11 protein-coding genes and 1 pseudogene (1 of these 12 only partly in view) are annotated in these 8,086 nt (G+C 70.7%); 7 read left to right on the forward strand and 5 right to left on the reverse strand.

Translation table 11 applies throughout. The features are described 5' to 3' along the window. Positions 1-194 precede the first annotated feature (194 nt). A complete protein-coding gene (locus EDD30_RS31255) occupies positions 195-425 on the reverse strand; it encodes a hypothetical protein (protein ID WP_071806301.1) in 231 nt (76 codons plus the stop codon). Positions 426-552: 127 nt separating this feature from the next. Between EDD30_RS31255 and EDD30_RS31260 the strand changes: the two genes are divergently transcribed. Next, positions 553-1,182: a DNA-3-methyladenine glycosylase gene (locus tag EDD30_RS31260; RefSeq protein ID WP_071806315.1), complete on the forward strand. Its 630-nt coding sequence runs from the start codon at positions 553-555 to the stop codon at positions 1,180-1,182. Between the two features lie 9 nt (positions 1,183-1,191). Here EDD30_RS31260 and EDD30_RS41610 read toward each other — a convergent pair. The 3 genes and pseudogenes from EDD30_RS41610 to EDD30_RS31275 all read right to left on the reverse strand — a co-directional run. Next, positions 1,192-1,422 (reverse strand): annotated as a pseudogene (locus EDD30_RS41610) (DNA-3-methyladenine glycosylase); the annotation flags it as partial. A gap of 208 nt (positions 1,423-1,630) precedes the next feature. Continuing rightward, the gene (locus tag EDD30_RS31270; protein ID WP_244945665.1) at positions 1,631-2,449 is read right to left on the reverse strand and encodes a CAP domain-containing protein; all 819 of its coding nucleotides are present in this window, start codon (positions 2,447-2,449) and stop codon (positions 1,631-1,633) included. Between the two features lie 172 nt (positions 2,450-2,621). After that, entirely contained in the window at positions 2,622-2,861 is a 240-nt protein-coding gene (locus tag EDD30_RS31275; protein ID WP_084556506.1) for a hypothetical protein, read from the reverse strand. Positions 2,862-3,152: 291 nt separating this feature from the next. On the opposite strand from EDD30_RS31275, the gene EDD30_RS31280 reads away from it, so the two are divergent. The 5 genes from EDD30_RS31280 to EDD30_RS31300 all read left to right on the forward strand — a co-directional run bounded on the left by EDD30_RS31280 (position 3,153) and on the right by EDD30_RS31300 (position 6,355). Next, complete coding sequence (locus EDD30_RS31280; RefSeq protein WP_071806314.1) at positions 3,153-3,980, forward strand: helix-turn-helix domain-containing protein; 828 nt, start codon at positions 3,153-3,155, stop codon at positions 3,978-3,980. Next, positions 3,973-4,164, forward strand: coding sequence for a DUF397 domain-containing protein (locus EDD30_RS31285; protein WP_071806298.1), 192 nt, complete (start codon positions 3,973-3,975; stop codon positions 4,162-4,164). The genes EDD30_RS31280 and EDD30_RS31285 overlap by 8 nt, the downstream gene beginning before the upstream one ends. Positions 4,165-4,459: 295 nt before the next feature. Beyond that, the gene (locus EDD30_RS31290; RefSeq protein ID WP_123678605.1) at positions 4,460-4,939 is read left to right on the forward strand and encodes a type II toxin-antitoxin system PemK/MazF family toxin; all 480 of its coding nucleotides are present in this window, start codon (positions 4,460-4,462) and stop codon (positions 4,937-4,939) included. A 58-nt stretch (positions 4,940-4,997) separates the two neighbouring features. Then, on the forward strand, positions 4,998-5,672 hold the full coding sequence (locus tag EDD30_RS31295; protein WP_071806312.1) for a hypothetical protein: 675 nt from the start codon (positions 4,998-5,000) through the stop codon (positions 5,670-5,672). A 14-nt stretch (positions 5,673-5,686) separates the two neighbouring features. Continuing rightward, on the forward strand, positions 5,687-6,355 hold the full coding sequence (locus tag EDD30_RS31300; protein WP_071806297.1) for an adenylate kinase family protein: 669 nt from the start codon (positions 5,687-5,689) through the stop codon (positions 6,353-6,355). Positions 6,356-6,449: 94 nt separating this feature from the next. On the opposite strand, the gene EDD30_RS31305 is transcribed toward EDD30_RS31300, so the two are convergent. Continuing rightward, positions 6,450-7,211 carry a polyphosphate kinase 2 family protein gene (locus tag EDD30_RS31305; RefSeq protein WP_071808196.1) on the reverse strand — a complete coding sequence of 254 codons (762 nt, stop codon included), beginning with the start codon at positions 7,209-7,211 and terminating at the stop codon, positions 6,450-6,452. A 107-nt stretch (positions 7,212-7,318) separates the two neighbouring features. On the opposite strand from EDD30_RS31305, the gene tyrS reads away from it, so the two are divergent. After that, positions 7,319-8,086 carry the 5' portion of a tyrosine--tRNA ligase gene (tyrS, locus tag EDD30_RS31310; protein ID WP_071808195.1) on the forward strand. The gene runs 471 nt beyond the window's last position, so 768 of the gene's 1,239 nt are visible here — the first part of the coding sequence; it begins with the start codon at positions 7,319-7,321; its stop codon lies beyond the right edge, outside the window.

Consider the following 8,086-nt stretch of genomic DNA (forward strand, 5'->3'; position numbering starts at 1 on the left):
ATACAGGATCAAAGACTTCCCAATGTCGTTGTCAAGCCCCAGCGCGCCGCTTGAGTAGGGGCTCCGTCCGACAACATCCGTGGAGTCGACTACGCCGCAGTCACTGTTCGCTGCTGCCTGGGCGCGGTGGGCGCGGGGTCTGCTTCACCAGCGGAATCGGGCTTCGTCGCCCTCGATACGCAGCAGGAAATCCGTTACTCCATCGAGTTCGGGTCGAGCGCCACGCTCAGGGAGAGCTCGGGCTTCTCACTCAGTCCGCCTTTGACCTGCTCGCGCGACGGCGGAGCCCACGGGTCGCTCTTGGCTTCCCAGCCTCGCCGACATTGGAGGCCGGGTTGAGCTTTCTCGTCCTCCAGCAGGGCCGCCTCGACATCGGTGCCGACCGGGATGGTGCGGGAACCGGCTGGGACGCGGAGCTTGTTCATGACCGAGCGAGCCCGCAAGCAGACCGAGGCGCTCGGCGCTGGCCTTGAGGCCGAGGCGACCGACTACCTGCGCGCCGCGCCCTACTCGGTCACCCTGGGCCTCGAGGCCTTCTGATTTCCTAGTGGCGTGACCTACTCCTGGCTCGATGCCCCCGCGACTGAGGTGGCCGAGACCGCACGCACCCTTCTCGGTTGGCTAGCAAGCGCTAACGGCGTCACGATCCGGATCACCGAGGTTGAGGCATACTCCGGCCTGGGTGAGGACCCGGCCAGCCATGCCCACCGGGGTCAGACTCCGCGCAACGCAGCCATGTTCGGGCCAGCCGGGCGCCTCTACCTGTATCGCATCTACGGATTGCATACCTGCGCAAACGTCACTTGCGGACCGACAGGGGAGGCAGCAGCCGTCCTGCTCCGCGCAGGTGAAGTGGTCGACGGTGTTGACTTGGCGCACGCTCGTCGACCTGCGGCAAAGCTGTCCCGCGAACTGGCGTCCGGCCCGGCTCGGCTGGTCGAAGCGCTCGGCCTCGATCTGACGGCATACGGTACGTCTGTGGTTGACGGCACCGGTCCGTTGACTTTGCGCCCTCCGGTCGAGCCGGTGCCGGGGGAGCGGGTTGTGGTTGGACCCCGCGTCGGCGTAGCCGCCGCGCACGACGTGGCCTGGCGGTTTTGGTTGGCGGACGACCCGACGGTGAGCACGTACCGTCGCCACGTGCCGCGCCGTCGGAGAGGGAATCTTGAAAGTACGTCTTGATTCCACTTGCATGCCGTAGATCTGGTACACGTACAGCACACCGGCCGGGCCGAACATGACCTCGTTGCGGTTCGTCACCCCGCGGTGGGCGTGGCTGGCCGGGTCCTTTCCCAGCCCGCTGTACGCCTCCACCTCGGTCAGCCGCACGGTCACGCCGTTCGCCGTGAGCCGCCGGCCGAGCAACTGCCGCGCCGCCTCGTCGACCTTCTCGGTGGGCAGCTCGAGCCAGGAATACGTCACTCGAGCCAGGAATACGTCACCTCGTCAGCCAGGCACAGCCTCTGCCGGGCCGCGGCACCGCGTCAGGTGGTCGGACGGGTGGGGCCGCTGGGCCGGCGGCGTTTCACCGGACCGCAGCAGCCGTCCGGGCGGTTCGGCCCGAACGGGCGCGTCGGCCCGAACTCCAGCCGGCGGCGTCGCCGGCGCCGCGCGGGCCCGCTCTTGCCGGTCATCCCACGAAGTCCTGGGTCACCCAGACGATGCCCTCGCCGTCGCGGACCACGCTCAGACCGATCCGGTCGAAGTTCTTGCTCAGCAGGTTCCTGCGGTGGCCGTCCTCCGGCGGAACCTCGGCGAGCATGTCGTCGGTGATGCGGTCGGCGGCCGCGACGATCGCCGCGTCGGTGCTGCCCGCGGAGCGGAACCCGATGTTCTCTCCCGCCGAGCTCCACCGCACGCCCTGCGCGCTGAAGCGGTCGCCGATGCCGCTTTCGCCCGGGCACTGGTGGTTCAGCTCGCAGCCGCCGGTCATCAGGCCGTTGTGGATCGCCGCCGCCTTCGAGAGCTGGGCGTCGAGCGACAGTGCCGGCAGCCCCTCGTCGCCGCGTGCGGCGTTGATGTGGGCGAGCACCCGGTCGAGGATCGTGCCGTCGGTGGCGGGCGGTTTCCCGGCGGCCGGCTTGGTGGCCGGCGGCGTGGTGCGGCGCTTGGTGGCCGTCGGCTTTTGCGGGGTGGCCCGCCTGGTCGCCGGCGTCGTCGCGGCGGCGATGGCCGGTGCGGTGGTCGGTGCGGCGCCGCCCGCCGTCGCCGAGGCCGCCGCGGTCGGGGTCGCGTCGCCGCCGGCGCCCTCGCCCAGCAGCAGGTCGGCGCCGGTGCCCGTACCGCCGGGGGCGGGCGGCTCGGTGACCAGCGGGGCGTCGGCGGAGGCCCGCTCGGCGGTCGTGCCGGAGTCGTCGCTGCGGAACCCGGCGACCGTGAACCCGACCCCGATCACGACGGCGGTCGCACCCGCCGCGAGCGTGTACCGGAACTGCTGGGCTGCGGACATCGTCACGGGCGGGGTCACCTCGGTCGCTCGGCGGGCGGCCGCGGCTCGGGCGCGGCTCGGCGGCCGCGGGCCGCGGCGCCCACCGACTATGGCCGTCGCCGCGGTGCCCGGGGCGCCACCTCAGGAGCCCTTAAGGATCGACACACGAAGACATAAGATCCACGCCCGCCGGTCACGCGATCCAGGCCAGGAACCGCTCGTAGAGATCGGCCGGGGTCGGTGCGCCCTGGGCGGTCAGGTCCTCGACGGCGTCGTACATCGTCGAGACCATGTAGATCGCCAGGCCGGACGGAAAGCGGGCGTACTGCACGGCAAGCTGTTCCCGGGCGTTGGCGCAGGGCCAGGAGCGCTCGCACACCAGGCAGTCCCAGGACGGGCGGGCCGGCAGGTGGTCGGTCCGCGGGATCAGCACGCCGCCACCGGGACCCGTTGCGGTGTTCGACCGTAGTCCACCATCGCGCATCCCTTCCAGGGCACCCGTCATGTCACCGTCAGCGACGCGAGGGCTACACAGAGGAGGGTGCGTGACCTAATCTCAGGCATCAATGGATGAGTACGAGATTCCCGAAATCGAATTCCCACCGTCTCACTCCGGACGACCCGGTCGTCTCGTTCGATACAACTGCGAATTTTCCGACAGAGGAGGCCTGCGGTGACCACCGAGACAGGCTCGACCGTCCCGAGACGCCAGGCCGGCCGGCTCATGAAACAGCTCCGGGAGCAGGCCGGGATATCCCTGATGGCCGCCGCCGAGGAACTGGAGTTCTCCCGCGCCCGGATGTACCGCATCGAGAACGGCGAGGTCTCGCTGCGCAAGCACGACGTGCTGGCCATGTGCTCCTTCTACGGCGCCAACGACCAGATCACCGAGGTCCTCGTCGGGCTGGCCCGCGAGTCCAAGGCCAAGGGCTGGTGGCACGCGTACGGCGACGTGGTGCCCGCCTGGTTCGAGCTCTACGTCGGCATGGAGACCGCCGCCGAGCGGCTGCGCCACTACGCGCCCGGCGTCATCCCGGGCCTGCTGCAGAACCGCGAGTACGCCGAATGGCTCTTCCACCAGCGCGCCGGCCTGGACGAGGACGGCGTACGCAGCGCCGTCGCCGTCCGCCTGGAACGCCAGGAACTGCTGCGCCGGTTCAGCCCGCGCCCGCCCGTCCTCGACGTGATCATCGACGAGGGGGTGCTGCGCCGGTCCATCGCCGACACCCTGGGCATGCAGAAACAGCTCGCCCATCTGGTCAACATCTCGCAGCGTCCCGGCGTGAGCGTGCGCGTGCTCCCCTTCTCGGTCGGTCCGCACTGCGCGTCCAGCGCCGGTTCGTTCACCATTCTCGACTTTCCCACCCTCGGTGCCGCCGCACCGGAGCCGACGACGATCTACAGCGAGAATCTGACCGGCGCCCTCTATCTGGACAAGCCCCGCGAAGTGGAGACTTATGGGGTCGTCTGGCGCGAGCTGGAAAGAGCCTCGCTCGACCGGCGAGCCTCCGACGACCTCATCGGCACGATCATCAAGGAGAGCGATGGCTGACCTGACCGGTGCCCGATGGCACAAGAGCACCCGCAGCGGCAGCAATGGGGGTGACTGCGTCGAGGTCGCGGACAATCTGCCCGGCATCGTCGCGGTCCGCGACAGCAAGGATCCGGACGGCCCCGCCCTCGTGTTCCCCCGCGACACCTGGCGCGCCTTCGTCGACTCCCTCAAGCACCGCTAGCCCACCGGCCGCCGCGGCCACGGCCCGGAAGCATCCGCCGTGGCCGTCGGCGCCGCCGCTTCCCACCCTTACGGCTTCCCGGCGCCAACCGTTTCTCCCGGCGCCGACCGTCTTGCCCGGCGCCCGTGGCTCTCGGGCCCCGCCACTCGCTTGTCGCTCTCCGCCTCCGGCGCTGCACCGTTCTTCCGGTGTCCGCCGCGTCCCTCTTCCGGTGTCCGCCGCGTCCCGCCGCACGCTGTCTTCCTGCGCTCGCCGCGGCTCGGCGTTCGCGGCTCGGGTCGCTACAGTGCCGGGCGTGAGCAGACTCCTCAAGGGCATCGCCGGAACGCTGCGCCGCGTGGCGGGCCGCCGCACCCCCGGGCCGCGGACCCCCGCCACCCCGGCCCGTCCGGTGCCCACCGCCCGGCGCGGCCGTTCCCTGGAGTACGCCCCGCACCTCGACGGCGACGCCGATCCCGGCGAGATCGTCTGGACCTGGGTCGACTACGAGGACGACGCCCGCCGAGGCAAGGACCGCCCGGTGCTGGTGGTGGGCCGCGACGGCCGTACCCTGCTCGGCCTCATGCTCTCCAGCCAGAGCGACCGCGACGGACAACGGCACTGGCTGGCGCTGGGCCCGGGAGACTGGGACCGGGAGTCCCGCCCTAGCTGGATCCGCCTCGACCGGGTGCTGGAGGTCGACGAGGACGGCATCCGCCGGGAGGGAGCGGTCCTCGACCGGCCCCGCTTCGAGCGCGTCGCCGCAACGCTGCGCCGGGACTATGGCTGGAGCTGATCCGGCCCTGGCGGCCATACCGCGCGCGGTGTAGCCGCCGACCACTACCGTGGAGGTCATGAACTCGGACGTCATGGTGGGTTTCGGCGGCAAGCAGGCATGGCTGGCCGTCCGGGACGGCGAGCCCGCCGAGGTCCTCGCCGCCCTGGGCCTGCATGACCTGGGCGACGTGAGCTGGCGCGACGGGATCGACCTGGCCCATCTCACCGACGACCGCGTCGCGGTGACCCCGCCCCTGGCCGGTGCCCGCGGGGCGATCTGGGTGCTCGCCGCCGGCCGGTATCTGATGCGTCCCGGCACCCTCCTCGACCTCACCGACCTGTCCCGGCGCCTGCACACCGAGGTGCAGTTCTTCGCGACGCACCGGGCGACCGAGGCGCACCGGTGGCAGCGCGCCGACGATGGTGCCCTGGTGCGCGCCTTCGGCTATGTGGGGCAGACCGGGTCGGTCACCACCTGGTACGGCGACCCGGATCCGGCGGAACGTGCCGCGGGCCTGCCGCCGACCTTCCGGGCCGAGGGCGCTCCGCTCGACGAGGCGATGCTGAACTCGCTGGACGACGAGCTGACCCGCCTGTTGCGCGGCGAGGCCGTCGGCGGCAGCGCGGAGGGCTCGACCGTGCTGGTCTCCGAGCAGGACGTGCTGCGTGTCGCCGACGGCTGGAGCATCGACCCCACGACGCTCGACGGACGTGTGGCGCCGGGACCGCTGCGCGTCGGCGCCGCGGCCTGAGAGAGGACGAAACCATGCGCAAGTACGTGATCATGGGCGTGCAGGGCAGCGGAAAGGGCACGCAGAGCGCTCTTCTCGTGGCCGACCTGGATCTGGTCCACATCAGCGTGGGCGACATCTTCCGCTGGCACGTGCAGCATCACACCAAGCTCGGCGCGCAGGTCCGACGCACGATGCACGCCGGCGAACTGGTCAGCGACGATCTGGTCGAATCCGTGGTGCGCGACCGGCTGGACAAGCACGACTGGAACTTCGGCTTCGTCATCGACGGCTTCCCGCGCAACGGCCGCCAGGCAGAGTTCTTCATGGAGAGCTACGACATCGACGGTGTGATCCACCTTGCCCTTCCGGACGACGAGGTGCGTCGCCGGGTGCTGAGCCGGCGCCTCTGCCCCGGCTGCGGCATGGACTACAACCTGATCGCGGACCGCCCCGAGGTCGAGGGTCGCTGCGACATCTGCGGCACCGAGCTCGTGACCCGCGCGGACGACACGCCCGAGGCCCTGGCCGCGCGCCTGCGCGACTACCACGAGAAGACCCGGCCGGTGCTCGAGCTCTTCCGGCGCAAGGAGGTCGTGCACGACGTGGACGCCCGGCCGGCGCCGGAGGCGGTCCAGCAGGAGATCCGCCGGGTGCTGGACCTGCCGCCGTACCTGCCGAAGGCGGACGCCCTCGCCGCCTGAGCATCCCGGGGCCGACAGCGGGGTCGGCGTCTCGAGCCGGCAGCCCGGTCGGCGTCCCGGGTCGGCGTCTCGTCTCGGCGGCCCGGTCGGTCGCTCAGTCGGCGGCGCGGACGTCGTAACCGCGCTCGGTGAGCTCCCGCTCGACGATGCGGCAGACCTCTTCGACGACGGCGACCCGGGCGTAGTGCTTGTCGTCGCCGGGGATGACGTGCCAACCGGCGCGGGGCTTGTCGGTCTTCGTCAGCATCTCGTCGACGGCGGCCTCGTAGTCGGCGCGACGTTCCCGGTTGCGCCAGTCCTCGTCGGTGAGCTTCCAGGCGCGCAGCGGATCCTGCGCCCGGCTGTGGAAGCGCCTGAGCTGCTCGGCGTCGGAGACGTGCATCCAGAACTTGATCAGCACCATGCCCTCGGCGGCGAGCGTGCGCTCGAACTCGACGATCTCCTCGTAGGCCCGGGACCACTGCTCCTCGCTCGCGTACCCCTCGACCCGTTCCACCAGGACGCGCCCGTACCAGGACCGGTCGAGCACGGTCATGCCGCCCCAACCGGGCAGCACGCCCCAGAACCGTTGCAGGAAGTGATGCCGCTTCTCGTCGTAGGTGGGCGCGGCGAACTGCGAGACTCGGACGTGCCGGGGGTCGAGCGGAGCGACGAGCCGCTTGATGGCGCCGCCCTTGCCGGAGGCGTCCCAGCCCTCGAACACCACGCACAGCGGGGGCCCGATCTTGTGGTCACCGAGCTGGCCGCCGAGGAGCAGGCGCAGCCGCAGGAGGCGTTGCTGGGCCTGCTCCAGCCGGGCGGAGGCCTTCTTCCGGCCCAGGTCGACGGGTGGGGCGGCGGATCCGGGGCGACTCATGCGTACAGCCTCGCACCGGGGTACGACGAAAGCATCCGGCAGCGAAACCCGGTGTCAGGCCGGCCACGCGATGCAGGACAATCGGCGGTGTGACTCTCGTTGACGACATGCAGTGGCGTGGCCTTATCCAGGACTCGACCGACCCCGACGAGCTGCGCAAGCACCTCGACGGCGGCTCCCTCACCTTCTATGTGGGGTTCGACCCGACCGCCGCCTCCCTGCACGTCGGCCACCTGATGCAGGTCGTCACCGCGCGTCGCCTCCAGCTCGCCGGGCACACGCCGCTGTTGCTGGTCGGCGGCGCCACCGGCCAGATCGGGGACCCGAGCGGCAAGTCCGCCGAGCGCGTGCTCAACGCCAGCGAGGTGACGGCGGGCTGGGTGCTGCGCATCCGGGAGCAACTCGCACCCTTCGTCAGCTACGAAGGCGCCAACGCCGCGGTTCCGGTCAACAACCTCGACTGGACCGGCGAGCTCTCCGTCATCGACTTCCTGCGCGACGTGGGCAAGCACTTCCCGGTCAACAAGATGCTCGCCCGCGACGTGGTGCGTAACCGGCTGGAGAGCGGCATCAGCTTCACCGAGTTCAGCTACCAGCTCCTACAGGCCAACGACTTCTACGAGCTGCACGTCCGGCATGGTTGTGGGCTGCAGTTCGGCGGCTCGGACCAGTGGGGCAACATCACCGCGGGCGTCGACTTCATCCGCCGCCGCGGCGCCGGTCCGGTGCAGGCGTTCACGACGCCCCTGGTGTTGAAGGCCGACGGCACCAAGTTCGGCAAGAGCGAGGGCGGGGCGGTCTGGCTCGATCCGGCCATGACCTCGCCGTACGCGTTCTACCAGTTCTGGGTCAACGCGGACGACCGAGACATCTCC

This window comes from Couchioplanes caeruleus (assembly GCF_003751945.1).
GTDB classification, from domain to species: Bacteria; Actinomycetota; Actinomycetes; order Mycobacteriales; family Micromonosporaceae; genus Actinoplanes; species Actinoplanes caeruleus.